This is a genomic window from Geodermatophilus aquaeductus (genome assembly GCF_900182545.1).
Lineage (GTDB): Bacteria > Actinomycetota > Actinomycetes > Mycobacteriales > Geodermatophilaceae > Geodermatophilus > Geodermatophilus aquaeductus.
The window spans coordinates 33,449-47,539 of the sequence record NZ_FXTJ01000006.1 but is presented as its reverse complement, the minus strand read 5'-3'; the positions used below and the strand labels follow the sequence as shown (position 1 = coordinate 47,539).

The 14,091-nt window shown below is 77.6% G+C and carries 14 protein-coding genes; 6 read left to right on the top strand and 8 right to left on the bottom strand.

The annotated features are described in order from the left end of the window. Positions 1-11 precede the first annotated feature (11 nt). Positions 12-743: an ethanolamine ammonia-lyase subunit EutC gene (eutC, locus tag FN207_RS15630; RefSeq protein ID WP_142459410.1), complete on the top strand. Its 732-nt coding sequence runs from the start codon at positions 12-14 to the stop codon at positions 741-743. Positions 744-746: 3 nt separating this feature from the next. On the opposite strand, the gene FN207_RS15625 is transcribed toward eutC, so the two are convergent. The 5 genes from FN207_RS15625 to FN207_RS15605 all read right to left on the bottom strand — a co-directional run bounded on the left by FN207_RS15625 (position 747) and on the right by FN207_RS15605 (position 3,826). Beyond that, on the bottom strand, positions 747-1,145 hold the full coding sequence (locus FN207_RS15625) for a nuclear transport factor 2 family protein (RefSeq protein ID WP_142459409.1): 399 nt from the start codon (positions 1,143-1,145) through the stop codon (positions 747-749). 26 nt (positions 1,146-1,171) lie between these two features. Then, the gene (locus FN207_RS15620) at positions 1,172-1,564 is read right to left on the bottom strand and encodes a nuclear transport factor 2 family protein (RefSeq protein WP_142459408.1); all 393 of its coding nucleotides are present in this window, start codon (positions 1,562-1,564) and stop codon (positions 1,172-1,174) included. 134 nt (positions 1,565-1,698) lie between these two features. Further along, positions 1,699-2,997, bottom strand: a complete 1,299-nt coding sequence (locus tag FN207_RS15615) for a PP2C family protein-serine/threonine phosphatase (protein WP_142459407.1) — start codon at positions 2,995-2,997, stop codon at positions 1,699-1,701. Positions 2,998-3,054: 57 nt separating this feature from the next. After that, positions 3,055-3,447 (bottom strand): nuclear transport factor 2 family protein, encoded by a 393-nt coding sequence (locus FN207_RS15610; RefSeq protein WP_142459406.1) that lies wholly within the window; start codon positions 3,445-3,447, stop codon positions 3,055-3,057. Between the two features lie 133 nt (positions 3,448-3,580). Continuing rightward, the gene (locus FN207_RS15605; RefSeq protein WP_142459405.1) at positions 3,581-3,826 is read right to left on the bottom strand and encodes a hypothetical protein; all 246 of its coding nucleotides are present in this window, start codon (positions 3,824-3,826) and stop codon (positions 3,581-3,583) included. A 19-nt stretch (positions 3,827-3,845) separates the two neighbouring features. Between FN207_RS15605 and FN207_RS15600 the strand changes: the two genes are divergently transcribed. From FN207_RS15600 to FN207_RS15580, 5 genes are all read left to right on the top strand, one after another. Continuing rightward, the gene (locus FN207_RS15600) at positions 3,846-4,490 is read left to right on the top strand and encodes a hypothetical protein (protein ID WP_246066098.1); all 645 of its coding nucleotides are present in this window, start codon (positions 3,846-3,848) and stop codon (positions 4,488-4,490) included. A gap of 72 nt (positions 4,491-4,562) precedes the next feature. Next, positions 4,563-4,886 carry a hypothetical protein gene (locus FN207_RS15595; RefSeq protein WP_142459404.1) on the top strand — a complete coding sequence of 108 codons (324 nt, stop codon included), beginning with the start codon at positions 4,563-4,565 and terminating at the stop codon, positions 4,884-4,886. A 118-nt stretch (positions 4,887-5,004) separates the two neighbouring features. Next, positions 5,005-6,174: a hypothetical protein gene (locus FN207_RS15590; protein ID WP_142459403.1), complete on the top strand. Its 1,170-nt coding sequence runs from the start codon at positions 5,005-5,007 to the stop codon at positions 6,172-6,174. Between the two features lie 43 nt (positions 6,175-6,217). Beyond that, positions 6,218-7,438: a sensor histidine kinase gene (locus FN207_RS15585; RefSeq protein ID WP_221888229.1), complete on the top strand. Its 1,221-nt coding sequence runs from the start codon at positions 6,218-6,220 to the stop codon at positions 7,436-7,438. Then, positions 7,435-8,085 (top strand): response regulator, encoded by a 651-nt coding sequence (locus tag FN207_RS15580; RefSeq protein ID WP_142459402.1) that lies wholly within the window; start codon positions 7,435-7,437, stop codon positions 8,083-8,085. Before FN207_RS15585 ends, FN207_RS15580 begins: the two co-directional genes overlap by 4 nt. Positions 8,086-8,092: 7 nt before the next feature. On the opposite strand, the gene cydC is transcribed toward FN207_RS15580, so the two are convergent. The 3 genes from cydC to FN207_RS15565 are packed head-to-tail and all read right to left on the bottom strand — an operon-like array spanning position 8,093 to position 14,058. Further along, positions 8,093-11,470 (bottom strand): thiol reductant ABC exporter subunit CydC, encoded by a 3,378-nt coding sequence (gene cydC / locus FN207_RS15575; RefSeq protein ID WP_142459401.1) that lies wholly within the window; start codon positions 11,468-11,470, stop codon positions 8,093-8,095. Between the two features lie 8 nt (positions 11,471-11,478). Next, complete coding sequence (gene cydB, locus FN207_RS15570) at positions 11,479-12,489, bottom strand: cytochrome d ubiquinol oxidase subunit II (protein ID WP_142459400.1); 1,011 nt, start codon at positions 12,487-12,489, stop codon at positions 11,479-11,481. A 12-nt stretch (positions 12,490-12,501) separates the two neighbouring features. Beyond that, positions 12,502-14,058, bottom strand: coding sequence for a cytochrome ubiquinol oxidase subunit I (locus FN207_RS15565; RefSeq protein WP_142459399.1), 1,557 nt, complete (start codon positions 14,056-14,058; stop codon positions 12,502-12,504). Positions 14,059-14,091 lie beyond the last annotated feature (33 nt).

Here is a 14,091-nt window from a genome sequence, read left to right as displayed (position 1 = left end):
ACGCGGCAGAGATGGCCATTTCTGCCGCTGGGGACGACCCGTGGGCGGTGCTGCGGTCGGCCACGCGGGCGCGGGTGGCGCTCGGGCGGGCCGGGGACGCGCTGCCCACGGCCCGCGAGCTGGAGTTCCGCGCCGCGCACGCCGCCGCCCGCGACGCCGTCCACTCGCCGCTCGACGTCGACCGGCTGCGCGCCGACCTCGACGGCGAGGTGCTGGTCGTCGCCTCCGCCGCGCCCGACCGCGCCACCTACCTGCAGCGCCCCGACCTCGGACGGCAGCTCGCCGAGGGGACGACGCTGCCCGACACCGGCGCCGACCTCGCCGTCGTGCTGGCCGACGGGCTCTCGCCGCGGGCGGTGCACGCGCACGGTCCCGGGCTCGCGGCCGCGCTGATCGAGCGGCTGCCCGGCTGGTCGGTGGCGCCGCTGGTGGTCGCCACGCAGGCGCGGGTGGCGCTCGGCGACGCGATCGGCGCCGCCCTGGGCGTCCGCGCCGTGGTGGTGCTGATCGGCGAGCGGCCGGGCCTGTCGTCGGCGGACTCCCTCGGCGTCTACCTCACCTGGGACCCGCGGCCGGGGCGGGTGGACTCCGAGCGCAACTGCGTGTCCAACGTCCGCCCGCCGCACGGGCTGTCCTACGCGCAGGCCGCCGACACCGTCGCCACGCTGCTGGGCGCCGCCCGCGAGCTCGGCGCCTCGGGCGTGGCGCTCAAGGACGAGGGCCCGGCGCTGCCGGCCGGCTGACGCTCAGGCGAAGAGCTCGTCGATCGTGTCCTGGTCGGTGTGGGCGTTCCAGGCCTCGGCGATGCGACCGCCGGCGAAGCGCACGATCTGGGCGCTCATGACCTCCAGCGGGCGCACGCCCCGTGACCCGGAGAGCTGCACGAGCGCCATGCCGTGGGCGTCGTCGGCGAAGACCACCTGCGGGTCGGCCCGGAAGCTGCCCTCGGTGATCTCGAAGACCCGCCGGAACAGGTCGTAGACGGCCGCCCGCCCGTCGTGGGTACCCGAGATCTGGTTGTGCCCGGGCTCGTGCCAGCGGGCGTCCTCGGCGAACGCCGCGTCCAGCGCGGGGAAGTCCCCCTTGGCGAAGGCGTCGTACGCCTCGCGCAGCAGCTGGACGTGGGGGTGGCCGGTGCCGGTCATGTCCGCCTCCTTCGGGTGGACGGGGTTCAGGCGAGGAACGCCTGCAGGGCCTCGGGCTCGGTGGGTGCGTTCCAGAACTCGGCCACCCGGCCGTCCCGGAAGCGGTAGACCTGCGCGACGAGGGTGTCGAGGTGCCGGTCGCCTCGGTGGGCGGTGAACCGGACCAGGGCGGTGCCGTGCTCGTCGTCGGCGCACAGCTGGACCGGCTCGACCCGGAGGCTGTTCTCGGTCAGCTCCATGCTGCGGCCGAACATCCCGAAGACGGCCTGCGGGCCCTCGTAGGTCCCCGACAGCGGGCCGTCGCCGGGCTCGTGCCAGCGGATGTCCTCGTGCATCAACTCGGTCAGGGTGGCGAGGTCGCCCTTGCCGAAGGCGTCGTAGCCCTCGCGCATCCGGCCGAGGTTGGGGTGATCGGACACGGTGTGCTCCTCCCGGGTCGGGATCCCCGTGGACGGCGCGGCCAGTGTCGACCCGGCGGGGGAGCGGCGGCGGGAGTCCGTGCGCGGCCCGGTGTGGCGGTGGCGCTCCGTCGGCCCGGGGGACCGCGCAGTCGCTACCGGATGCCCTCCTCGGTCGGGGGGAGCGCCTCGGGGATGTCCGGGTCGAGCTCGTCCTCGCGCGGCGGGGCCTTCCACTCCAGGAGCAGCAGGGAGGCGTCGTCGCTGGTCCGTCCCGCGCGCGCGGCCATCAGCGCGTGGGAGAGCCGGCGCACCGACTCCGCCGCGGGCAGTCCCTCGCGGGTGGTCTCCTCCAGCAGTTGCCGCAACCGCCCCTCGCCGAACTGCTCGCCGCCCTCCAGCCGCTCCTCGACGACGCCGTCGGTGAAGAACAGCAGCCGGTCCCCGGGCTCGAGCCGCACCGTGTGCACGTGCGGAGCGGCGCCGCCGAAGCCGATCGGCCGGGTGACCGGACCGGTCAGCTCGCCGAGGACCCGGCCCTCGCGCACCCACAGTGCCGGCGGGTGGCCGGCGTTGACCCAGCTGAGCTCCCCGGTCTCGGTGTCGAGCCGGCCGATCTGGCCGGTGGCGAACCGGCCGGGGAAGGACCCGGCGACCACCCGGTCCATCTCGCCGTACAGGCCGGCCAGTGGACGGTTCCGGAGCCGGCCGTGCCGGTAGGCGGCGAGCACCACCGTGGACATGGTGGCCGCCTGCAGCCCGTGGCCCATGGCGTCGAACAGGGCGACCGACAGGACGTGCTCGTCGAGGGAGTAGTCGAAGACGTCGCCGCCGACCTCGTAGGCCGGCTCCAGGATTCCGGACAGGTCGACGTCGGGCGTGGTCATGGACAGGGGCCGGAGGCTCTGCCGCTGCAGCTGGGCGGCCAGGCCCAGCGGTCGCGCCGTGCGGACGCGCGCGATGGTGTCGGTGTACTCGTCCTTGGTGACCACCAGGTCGGCGACCAGGGCGGCCACCCGATGGGCCAGCCGGCGGTCGTGCTCGTCGACGCCGGAGAGCACGAACGACAGCACCCCGACGCGGTCGGAGCCGTCGAGCATGGGCACGTGCAGGCAGATCCGCCCGTCGGTCAGGAGCACCTCCTGCAGGGTGTCGGTGGCGAACGCCCGGCCCACCGCGCTGCCGGAGATCGGCACGGACCCGCCGACCAGCCCGGGGCCCTCCATCGGCCTCAGGACGACCTGGTCGAGGTCCTGCAGGTGGATCGCGACCTCGTCGGCTCCCGCCGCGCGCAGCTGCTGCGCGGCCAGCGGGCCCACCAGGCGCGGCGGGACGAGGTGCGCCCGGTCGAGCAGCGTGCCCAGCAGCCACTCACCGACGCTCTCGTCCGGCGGGCACCGTCCGGTGACGTCGTGGAAGCCGGGGCGCGCGTGGCCCCCGGGGTCGGTCGGCACGTCCGTGCCATGGGCGCGTTCCCCGCCGCTCAAACGCCCGGCGGGGAACGCGACCGGTCAGGCGTAGAACGCGTCCACCGCCGGCTGGTCGGTGTGCGCCTCCCAGAACTCGGCGACGAGGCCGTCCTCGTAGCGGAACAGGTGGGCGGCGACCACGTCGATGTCGCGGTCGCCGCGGTGGGCGGTGAGCCGGACGACCGCGACGCCGTCGGTGTCGTCGGCGAAGGTGGCCCGGACCTCTGCCCGGAAGCTGCCCTCGGTGAGCTCGAACAGGCGGCGGAAGAGGTCGAAGACCTCGTCGGTGCCGGTGTAGTGGCCGCTGAGCTGGTTGCCCCCCGGCTCGTGCCAGCGGATGTCCGGGCGCCACAGGTCCCGGAGGCGGTCGAGGTCGCCCTTGCCGAAGGCCTCGTAACCCTCGCGCATGCGCATCACGTTGGGGTGCTCGGACATCGTGCGCTCCCTCCCGAGGACGGATCCCCCGTGGACGGCGCGAGCAGTGTCGACCCGGCGTCCGCAGCGGGGGAGGACGCCGTGCGCGGCCCGGTGTGGCGGTCGCCGTCCGTCCCCGCCGAGGTGTCCCGCGTCAGCGGCGACGGCGCAGCCGCGACCGGAGGTCCCGCCGCACCGGGCCGGGCGGCTCGTCCCCGGCTGCGGGCTCCGGGACGGCGGCCGTGGCGGCGACGTGCCGCTCGTGCAGCCGGGCACGGACGTCGTCGGGCGTGTAGGCGCGCCGCTGCCGCTCGCCGCGGACCAGCACCGCCCCGGTGGCCGCGACGCCGGCCAGCCCGGCCAGGCCGAGCAGCTTCCACACCCGCTCCGGTACCCGCACGGTCGCCTACCGTAGCCGCGTGATCCCGCCGCGCACCCTCCCGCTGGACGAGGCGGTCGAGCTGACCCGCACCGGCGACGTCTGGGTGTTCCGCGGCGCCTCGCTCGCCGACCGCGCGATCCGGGCGGTGACCAACGCGCCGGTCAACCACGTGGGCATGGCCGTCGTCCTCGAGGACCTCCCGCCGCTGCTGTGGCACGCCGAGCTGGGCCGCTCGCTGCCCGACGCCTGGACCGGCGAGCACCAGCGCGGCGTCCAGCTGCACGACCTGCGCGACGCCGTCGTCACCTGGCGGCAGCGCTACGGGCAGCGCGCGTGGCTGCGCCAGCTGGTCGGCCCCGCCGACGACGGCGGGGTAACGCCGGCGATGGAGGACGCCGTCCTGCGCACCGTCGCCCGGTTCGACGGCCGGCCCTTCCCGACCACCCGCGGGCTGGTGCGCGGCTGGCTCACCGGGCGGCTGCGGCGCGGCACCGCGGCCGAGACGGTGTTCTGCGCGGAGCTGGTGGCGGCCACGTACACCGCGATGGGCCTGCTCCCGGCCGACCGGCCGCGCAACTGGTACGACCCCGGCAGCTTCTGGTCCGGCGACGACCTGCGGCTCTTGCAGGGCGCCACGCTCGGCCCGGAGGTGCCGGTCGACGTCCCCGCGGCCGGGGACTGACCCGGCCGGGACTGTCGTACCCCGGCGGTAGACAGGGCGCAGAGCACGGGGGATCCGCCCAGGAGGCCGGACATGTCCACTCTCGCGATCGACCGCACCGCCACCGCGACCACCAGCGCCGTCGCCCACCGCCCGCTGACGTCCCTCGCGAGGGACCTCCTCGCCGTCGCCTGGGAGCCCGGCGCCGCTCCGCCCCGCGAGGTCCGCGTCCGCCCGGAGCTGGCCGACCGCCTCTGCGCGCAGCTCGGCTGGGACGGGACCGCGCACCGCCTGCTCGGCGAGCCGGCCGGGGTGCCGCTGGTCGTCGACCCGCAGCTGCCGCGCAGCCCCGGCTTCGAGGTGCGCCGGGTCCCGCCCGGTGCCCGGGCCCACCCGCTCGCCGCGACGGCCGCCTGAACTCCCCCCGCGCGGCGGAGCGGGTTCCCCCGCGCGGGGGAGCTGTCCGGGCGCCCGCGCTCCCAGGCTGGACGGCGTCCGCCCGGGAGCCGCCCGGGCAGCACTCCGGAGGCCCACCGTGTCCCTCGCCGCGTCCCCACCCATCCGGACCGGACGGGCGGCGCTGCCCCGCACGGTCCTCGGGACCGCGGCCGCCTGGAGCGCCCTGCACCTCGGGCTCGCCGCGTGGTGGCTGCTCGACCCCGGTAGCCGGCCCGGCCTGGAGGGGAGCGAGGAGAACGGCGGCTCGGGACTGCTGACCGTGCTGCCGCCCACGACCACCGCCTGGCTGGTGCTGGCCCTGGCCGCCGTCGGGCTCGCGGCGACGGCGGCGGCCGCCCTCCGCCGCCCGTCCACCGGGACCGCCGTCGCGGCGTTGGTGGTGGCCGCCGGCCTCGGCGTGCTCGCCGCCGACATGCGGGCGCTGGTGCTGCTCGGCTACCTGTGCGCGGTCGTCGCGCCGGCCGCGTTCCTCGTCGTCTTCACCGTCGGGGCGGTGCGCAGCCGGAGGGCGCGGCCGTGGCTGGGCGCCGTCGCCCTCGTCGTCGGTGCGGGGCTGGTCAGCGGGGTGCTGCGGCCCGGCACGATCGCCCGCCTCGCCGGGGAGCTGCGGGAGCCGCTGGCCCGCGAGCTGCCCTCCCGCGGGCACCTCGCGCTGCTCATCGCCGGCGCCGTCCTGTTCGCCGCCCTCGGCGTGCTGGTCCTGCGGGCCGCCCGCGGTGCCTGCGCGTCCTGCGGCCGTCCCGGCGCCGCCTGGACCCGGCCCGAGGCGGCCGCCCGCTGGGGACGGGTCGCCACGCTCGTGGCCGCCGCCGGCCCGCTGCCGTATGGCCTGCTGCGCATGACGTGGCTGACGCCGTGGCCGGTGGGGCTGCCCGACGGGTCCGACCTCGCGCTGCGGCTGTTCGGGCTCTCCCTCGGCGTCGCGGCGCTCGGAGGTGCGGTGCTCACCATCGGGCTGATCCGGCCGTGGGGCGAGATCTGGCCGTCGTGGGTGCCGGTGCTGCGCGGCCGGCCGGTGCCGGTGCGGGTGCCCGTGGTCGCCGGCGGGCTGGTGGCCGTCGTCCTGCTGGCGGCCAGCCCCGGGATGGTCGCGATCGGCGTCGCGGGGCTGGCCTCCGGCGACTGGTTCGAGGCGGCGTTCCTCGTGATCTTCCCGACGCTGCCGTGGGGACTCGCGCTCGCGGCCGCGGTCACCGCCTACGCGCTGCGCCGCCGGGGTGCGTGCGCCGTGTGCGGCCGCCCGTGACCGCCATCCGCTCGTGACCGCCATGACCTGCCAGGATGGCGCCGTGGTGCGCGCCGCCTCGACGTCGCCGGTGCTCCGTCGGGAGCTGCACCGCTGGGTGTACCTGCTCCTGGGCGGCGCGTTCGCCCTCGCGGTCGGCGTCGTGCTGGCCTGGCCGGTCGAGCTGCTGCGCACCTCGGGGCTGCCGCTGGTGCTCGCGGTCCCGCTCGCCGCCGTCGTCGTGACCGCACCCCTCGCGGCCGTCGGCGCCCTCGCCGAGACGCGCTCGGTCGAGGGCGCCGCGGTCGGGGCGCTGCTCACCGGCCGCGCGGAGGAGCGGGTCGGCCCGTCGACGACGCCGGCGCAGCGGGCGCGCACCGGCCTGCTGCTCGTGCTGCACGTGCTGGCCGGGGGAGTGGCCGGCGCCCTGCTCGTCGTCGGGCTGCCCACGGCCGTGCTGCTGGCCGCGACGCCGGACGCGGGCGGGCTGTTCGGCGGTGCGACGGTCCCCGGCGGCTGGGGCGTGCGGCTGGCGCTGGGCGTCCTCCTCGCCGTCGCCGTCGTGGCGGGCGGCGACCTGCTCGGCCGCGGCCTGGCCGTCCTGGCGCCGCGGCTGCTGGCCGGGTCCACGGCCGAGCGGCTGGCCGCGGCCGAGGCGTCGGTGACGCTGCTGGCCGGGCGCGACCGGCTGGCCCGCGAGCTGCACGACAGCGTCGGCCACTCGCTGAGCCTGGTCACCGTGCAGGCCGGCGCCGCCCGCCGCCTGCTGACCCGCGACCCCGCGGCGGCGGAGACGGCCCTGCGGGCCACCGAGGACGCCGCCCGCCGCGCGCTGGTCGACCTCGACCACGTGCTCGGCCTGCTGCGGGAGGACTCCGGCGGCCCGTCCGACACCGGGCCGGCGCCGGACCTGCGCGACCTCGACGCGCTGGTCGGCGCCGCCCGCGACGCCGGCGCCCGCGTGGAGGTGTCGGTGACCGGCCGGGTCGACGCGCTGCCGGCGGTGGTGTCGCGGGAGGCCTACCGGATCGTGCAGGAGGGCCTGACCAACGCGCTGCGGCACGCCCCCGACGCGGCCTGCCGGCTGGAGCTGGCGGCCGGCGGCGACCTGCGGATCCGCCTGGCCGACGACGCTCCCGGCACCGTGCCCGGGGCCTCCGGCGGCGGTCGCGGCCTGCGCGGCCTGCGGGAGCGGGTGCGCGACCTGCGCGGGGACGTCGACGCCGGGCCGGGCGACGACGGCCGGTGGGTGCTGGCCGTGCGGCTGCCGGTGCACGCCCGGTGAGCGGGACCGTGCGCGTCGCGCTGGTCGACGACGAGCCGCTCATCCGCTCCGGCCTGGCCGCGGTCATCGGCACGGAGCCGGACCTCGAGGTGGTCGGGCAGGCCGGCGACGGGTCGGAGGTGCTCGACCTCGTCGGGCGCACCGCACCGCACGTCGTCCTCATGGACGTGCGGATGCCCGGCGTCGACGGCATCGCGGCGACCCGGGCGCTGGTGCGGGCCGGCTCCGCCGCGCGCGTGCTGGTCCTCACCACGTTCGCCAACGACGACCACGTCGTCGACGCCCTCGCCGCCGGCGCCGACGGCTTCCTGCTCAAGCGCGCGTCGCCGGAGGAGGTGCTGCACGGCATCCGGACCGTGGCCCGCGGGGAGTCGCTGCTGTTCCCCGACGCGGTGCGCGAGCTGGCCCGGCGGCACGTGCGGTCGGCCGGCCCGGCGGGGGTGCCGGAGCTGGCGCGGCTGACCGCGCGGGAGGGCGAGGTGCTGCGGCTGATGGCCGACGGGCTCAGCAACGCCGAGATCGCCGCCGCGCTGGTGCTCGGGGTCGAGACGGTGCGCAGCCACGTGGCGTCGGTGCTGGCCAAGACCGGCGTCCGCGACCGCACGCAGGCCGTGGTGCTGGCCTACCGGTCGGGCTTCGTCAGGTAGCGCTCCGTCAGGTGGTGCTCAGCGCCCCGGCCCGCGTCCCGAGCCGGACGACGGTGTCGCCGGGCTGCTCGAGGGCGTCGTCGTGGGTCACGCACACGACCACCCGGCCGGCCAGCGCGGCGCGCAGGTCGCGAACCAGCGCGGCGGCGGTCGGCGGGTCGAGGTGCGCGGTCGGCTCGTCGAGCAGGACGACGTCGCGGTCGGCCAGGAGCGCGCGGGCCGCGGCCAGCCGCCGCCGCTCACCGCCGGACAGCGCGGTGCCGCCGGCGCCGACGGGGGTGTCCAGGCCCTCGGGCAGCCCGGCCAGCAGCGGGCCGAGCCCGGCGGCGGTGAGCGCCGAGGTCATCCGCGCCTCGCCGTCGGGCCCGGCCAGCTCGCCGCGCGGCGCGGCCAGCGCCAGGTTCGCGCGGATGGTGGAGGCGAACACGTGCGCGTCCTGCGGCAGCCACGCGGTGCGCGACCGGACCGCCTCGCCGGTGGTCCGGGCGGTGTCGGTGCCGCCGAGCAGGTAGCGGCCGGCCCGCGGGCGGAGGGCGGCCAGCAGCAGGGCGAGGAACGTCGACTTGCCGGCGCCGGACGGGCCGCGCACGACCAGCCAGCCGCCGTCGGCGCCCGCCTGCGCGTCCAGGCCGCGCAGCACGTCGGGGCCGCCGGGCCAGCCGGCGGTCACGTCGGTGACGGCGAGGTCGCGGACGGCCGCCGGGGCGGGGAGCGGGTCGGCCGGGTCGGCGGGCACCGGGGCGGTGAGGACGGCGCCGAGGCGGGCGCGGGCGTCGGCCAGGGCGCCGCGGCGCTGCAGCGCGGAGACCAGGCCGCCCAGCGGCTCGGCCAGCGCGAGCGGCGCGAGGCCGAGCACCGCGACCTCCGGGCCGCCCAGGCCGGTGGCGGCGCCGACCGCGGTGGCGGCCACGGCGGCCAGGCCGGTGCCGAGCACGACGAGGCCGGTGCCGAGCGCGCCGGCCCGTGCACCGGTGGTGGCGACGGCGGAGCGGCGGTCGGCGACGTCGGCGAGGTCCGTGGCGGTGGCCGCGGCCAGGCCGTGGGCGCGCAGGTCGGCGGCGCCGTCGAGGGCCGTGGTGACGTCGCGCAGCGCGGACACCCGCAGCGACCCCTCGGCGCGCGCGGCGCCGGCGTCGACCCGGCGGTGCGCGAGCAGCACGAGCGCCACGGTGACCGCGAGGACGGCTGCGGCGGCACCGGCGGCGGCGGGGGAGAGCAGCGCCAGCGCGGCGAGGGTCAGCGCCGGGACCGTGGCCGCGACCGCGGCGGGCGGCACCACGCGCACCGAGAGGTCCTGCACCAGGCCGACGTCGCCCACCACGCGGGCCAGCGCGCCGCCCGGCGTCCGGTCGGCGGCCACGCCCTGCGCGGCCAGCGCCCGCCAGACGCGCACCCGCAGGTCGGCGGCCGTGCGCAGGGCGGCGTCGTGCGCGGCGAGCCGCTCGACCCAGCGCAGCGCCGCCCGGCCGAGGCCGAAGGCGCGCACGCCGACGATGGCGACCATCAGCGTGAGGATCGGCGGCATCTCGGCGGCCCGGACGATCAGCCAGCCGCTGACCGCGGTGAGCGCGACGCCCGCGCCGGCCGACGCGGTGCCGGCCGCGACCGGGCGGACCAGGGCGCGGCGCGGCCAGCCGAGCCCGACCGCCGTCGCGGTGGGGGTGGTCGCCGGAGGCGCGGCCGGGACGTCGAGACCTGCGATCTCGGGGCGATCGGCCGCCGATGGCCACGAGATCGCAGGAGTCGGTGCGGGAAGGGCGGGTGCGGTCAGGTCGACCGTGCGGTCGGCGAGCGCCGCCAGGGCCGGGTCGTGGGTGACCAGCAGGACCGTGACCGTGCCGCGCAGCGAGGCCAGCACGGCGGCGACCCGGGCGGCCGAGACGCCGTCGAGGTGGGCGGTCGGCTCGTCGAGCAGCAGCAGCCGGGCGCCGCGGCGCACGCGCACCAGCGCCCGCGCCACCGCAACGCGCTGCAGCTCGCCGGGGGACAGCGTGGTGCAGTCGCGCCCGGCCAGCTCCTCGGCGCCGACCCGCTGCAGCGCCTCGACGACGAACGCCTCGGCCACGACGGCGTCCACCCCGCGCGAGGCCGCGGCGTGCCGGCGCAGCTCGTCGGCCACCGTGGGCGCCGTCGTCCGCGGGTGCTGCGGCACGAGCGCGACCGCGCCGGCGGGCACGCCGGTGACGGTGCCGTCGACCTCGGCGGCCGGGCCGAGCGCGCCGGTCAAGGCCGCCAGCAGCGTCGACTTGCCCGAGCCGCTGGCACCGCGCAGCGCGACGAACTCGCCGGGGCGCAGCGCCAGGTCGGTCGGGGGCAGCGCGGGCAGCGTGCGGCCGGGGTGGCGCACGGTGAGGCCGCGGACGGCGACGTCGGCACCGCGCGGGTCGTCGTCGTCCCCGGCCGGGGCGGGGACGGGCACCGGCGCGGCGAGCACGGCGCGTGCCTCGGCGGCGGCGAGGGTGGCGGCCTCGCCGGCGTGGTGGGCGGTGCCCAGCGCGCGCAGCGGGGCGAAGGCCTCGGGCGCGAGCAGCAGCGCGGTGAGCCCGACGGCGAGGTCGAGCTCGCCGTGGACCAGCCGCAGGCCGACGGTGACCGCGACCAGCGCCACGGACAGCGTGGCGATCAGCTCGAGCACCAGCGCGGAGAGGAACGCCAGCCGCAGGGTGGCCAGCGTGCGGCGGCGGGTGGCCTCGCCGAGCTCGGCGAGCGCGGCGACCTGGTCGGCGGCGCGGCCGAGGCCGACCAGCACGGGCAGGCCGCGGACCAGCTCGGCGACGTGCGCGGCCAGCCGGTCCAGCGCGCGGGCGGCGCCGGTGGTGCCGTCGCGGGTGGCGAGGCCGACCAGCGCCAGGAAGAGCGGCACCAGCGGCAGTGTGACCGCCACGAGGCCGGTCGACAGCAGGTCGGTGGCGGCCAGCACCACGAGCAGCACCGGCGGGACGACGAGCGTCTGCGCCAGCGCCGGCAGGTAGGTGGCCAGCGCGGGCGCGAGGTCGGCCAGGCGGGTGGTGGCCAGCACCGCGGCCGGTGCCGGGCCGCCCGCCGCGGCGACGGCGGCGGGGGAGGCGGCGAGCCGGCCGAGCAGGGCGCGGCGCAGCCCGTCCTCGGCACGACGGGCGTCGCGGGCGGCGGCCCGCTCGCCGAGGGTGCCGGCGAGTGCGCGGAGCCCGGCACCGGCGGCGGCGAGCGCGAGCGGGGCCAGCACCTCGCCGTCGGCCGTGCCCGCCGCCCGCGCGACGGCGTGCGCGAGGCCGGCGGCGAGCAGCACCAGCCCCGCCGTCGACCCCAGCGCCGCGGCCGCGGCCCGGGCCAGCGCCCCGGGCACGCCCGGCACCCCGGCCAGCGGCGCCAGCGGCCCCCGGCCGGGGGCGGCAGAAATGGCCATGTCTGTCGTCACGCCGCCACTCGGGTCTCGTGCTCGGGCTCGGCGGTGAGCCGGCGGCGGAACACCCAGTAGGTCCAGGCCTGGTAGGCGAGCACGACCGGCAGGCCGACGGCGGCCACCCAGGTCATGACGGTGAGCGTGTAGTCGCTGACCGAGGCCTGCGCGATCGTGACGTCGAAGGCCGGGTCGATCGTCGAGGGGACGACCACCGGGAACGCCGAGCCGAACAGCGTGGCCGCCGAGGCGAGCAGCACGGTGGCCCAGCCGGCGAAGGCCTGGCCCTCGCGGTCCAGCCGCACCCGGGTCCAGGTGACGACGACGGCGAGCGCGGCCACCAGCCACAGCACCGCGGTGACCGCCGTGCCCGAGCGCAGCTGCACCAGGCCGGCCCACGCCAGCAGCGGCAGCGCGGCCACCGGCGACCAGCGCAGCGCGAACGCCCGCGCCCGCAGCCGCAGCGGGCCGTCGGTCTTCAGGGCCAGGAACAGCGCGCCGTGCACCAGCGAGAAGCCGAGCACCGCGGCCGCGCCGAGCACCGAGGCCCAGCCCAGGCCGGCGAACGCGCCCCCGACCCGGGTGCCGTCGCCGTCGATCGGCAGGCCGAGCGTGGTCGCGCCCAGCGCCGCGCCGACGCCGGCCGCCGCCACCAGCGAGCCGCCGGTGATGACGCGGGTCCAGGTGGCGTCCCAGCGCGGGTCGTGCGAGCTGTGCCGCCACTCGAAGGCGACCGCCCGCACGATCAGGCCGAGCAGCACCAGCACGAAGGGCAGGTACAGCGCCGGAAGCCAGGTGGCGTACCAGCCGGGGAAGGCGGCGAACACCGCGCCGGCGGCGGTGATCAGCCAGACCTCGTTGCCGTCCCACACCGGGCCGATGGTGCGGAGCATGAGGTGCCGGTCGGCCCGCTGCCGGCCGAGCACCGGCAGCAGCGCCGCGACGCCGAAGTCGAAGCCCTCCAGCAGCAGGAAGCCGGTCCACAGCACCGCGACGGCGGCGAACCACAGGGTCTGCAGGTCCATGGGGATGAGCTCCTAGTACGCGAAGGAGAGGACGTCGTCGTCGGCCCGGTCGTCGCCGGGACGCGGGTCCTCGTCGTCGTCCCGGCGCGAGCCGCCCACCGCCGGCGGGGTCGGCGAGGTGTCGCCGGTGGTGACGCCGCGGCGGACCAGCCGGACGAGCAGGAACAGCTCCACCACCGCCAGCGCGCCGTAGAGCAGGCCGAGGCTGATCAGCGAGGTCCACACCTCGGCGGCGGTGACGCCGGGGGAGACGGCCTGGGCGGTGAAGAAGTACACCTGCTCGCCGACCGGGACGTCGGGGTTGGGGTAGACGACGAAGGGCTGGCGGCCCATCTCGGTGAACACCCACCCGGTCGCGTTGGCCACGAACGGCGCGCCGACGGCGAGCAGCGACCCGTAGACGCCGATCCGCGACGTCGGCACCCGGCCCCGCCGGGTCGACCAGAGCGCGTAGGCCGCGACCCCGGCCGAGACCGCGCCCATGCCGATCATGAGCCGGAAGCTCCAGTAGGTCACCGCCAGCACCGGCGTGTAGTCGATCGGCTGGCCGGCGCGGTCGCCGAAGGACGGGTCGTCGGGGTAGGTGGCGCCGTAGACCTCGGAGTACTCCTCCTGCAGCTCGTTGACGCCGGGGACGGCGGTCGAGAAGTCGCTGTGGGCGAGGAAGGAGAGCAGGCCCGGGACGGTGTAGCTGTGCACCTCGTCGCACTCGTTGGAGCCGAGCTTGCCCCAGGCGAAGATGGAGAACGGCGCCGGCGCCTCGGTCTCGCAGAGCGCCTCGGCCGAGCTCATCTTCAGCGGCTGCTGCTGGTACATGAGCTTGCCCTGCCAGTCCCCGGTGACGGCGACGAGCACGAACGCGGCCAGCGAGACGAACCCGCCGAGCCGGACCGAGCGGCGCCACACCGTGTGGTCGACGTCGGTGTCCGGCCGCCCGGCCAGCTTCCGCTTCCGGAGCTGGTAGAGGCCGATGCCGACCAGCAGGGCGCCGGCGACCATGAGCGCCGCGACGATCGCGTGGCTGAAGGCGGCCAGGGCCGTGTTGTTGGTCAGGACGGCGAGGAAGTCGACCTGCTGCGGGCGGCCGTCGTCGCCGACGGTGACGCCGACCGGGTGCTGCATCCAGGAGTTGGCCGCGATGATGAAGTACGCGCTGACGATCGAGCCGATGACCGCGGCCCACAGCGCGGCCAGGTGCAGCTTCTTCGGGATCCGGCCCCAGCCGAAGATCCACAGGCCGAGGAAGGTCGACTCCAGGAAGAAGGCGAGCAGCGCCTCCATCGCCAGCAGCGAGCCGAAGACGTCGCCGACGAAGCGCGAGTACTCGCTCCACGCCAGGCCGAACTGGAACTCCTGTACCAGGCCGGTGGCCACGCCGAGCACGAAGTTGACCAGGTAGACCCGGCCCCAGAAGCGGGTCATCCGCAGGTACTCGGGCTTGCCGGTGCGCACCCACTGGGTGTGCATCACGGCGACCAGGATCCCCAGGCCGATGGTCAGCGGGACCATCAGGAAGTGGTAGACGGTCGTGATGCCGAACTGCCAGCGGGCGATGTCCAGGACGTCCACGGCACCTGCTCCTCACCTGCCGGCGCGACCGGC

What these genes read in the sequence shown, in the direction of transcription:
- FN207_RS15610 (WP_142459406.1), bottom strand. Translation starts at nt 3,447, where the DNA reads ATGTCCGAGCACCCCAACGTGATGCGCATGCGCGAGGGTTACGAGGCC.
- cydB (WP_142459400.1), bottom strand. Translation starts at nt 12,489, where the DNA reads ATGGACCTGCAGACCCTGTGGTTCGCCGCCGTCGCGGTGCTGTGGACC.
- FN207_RS15595 (WP_142459404.1), top strand. Translation starts at nt 4,563, where the DNA reads ATGTCCACTCTCGCGATCGACCGCACCGCCACCGCGACCACCAGCGCC.
- cydC (WP_142459401.1), bottom strand. Translation starts at nt 11,470, where the DNA reads ATGGCCATTTCTGCCGCCCCCGGCCGGGGGCCGCTGGCGCCGCTGGCC.
- eutC (WP_142459410.1), top strand. Translation starts at nt 12, where the DNA reads ATGGCCATTTCTGCCGCTGGGGACGACCCGTGGGCGGTGCTGCGGTCG.
- FN207_RS15625 (WP_142459409.1), bottom strand. Translation starts at nt 1,145, where the DNA reads ATGACCGGCACCGGCCACCCCCACGTCCAGCTGCTGCGCGAGGCGTAC.